The sequence below is a fragment of the Enterobacter cloacae complex sp.6700776 genome, from assembly GCF_048284255.1.
In the GTDB taxonomy this organism is placed as follows: Bacteria; Pseudomonadota; Gammaproteobacteria; order Enterobacterales; family Enterobacteriaceae; genus Enterobacter; species Enterobacter intestinihominis.
Map to the genome: position 1 here is coordinate 1 of NZ_JBLVYK010000315.1, position 264 is coordinate 264.

General features: G+C 66.7%; 1 pseudogene. It reads right to left on the bottom strand.

Annotated features, from left to right (window positions below):
- Nucleotides 1-264 (bottom strand): annotated as a pseudogene (locus tag ACNQ0T_RS24420) (electron transfer flavoprotein subunit alpha/FixB family protein); the annotation flags it as partial.

The window sequence follows — 264 nt, forward strand, 5'->3', positions numbered from 1 at the left end:
CAGCACTTCCATGAACTTCTCGTTCGAACCGAGGGCACGGCCGCCCGAGACGATGATCTTGGCGGCGGTCAGTTCGGGGCGGTCGCTCTTGGTGACCTCACGGCCGACGAAGCTGCTCTTGCCGCTGTCAGCAGCGGCAGCGGCCGATTCCACGGCGGCAGCACCACCGGTGGCGGCAGCCGGGTCGAAGCCGGTCGTGCGCACGGTGATCACCTTGACGGCATCGGCGCTCTGCACGGTGGCAATGGTATTGCCGGCGTAGAT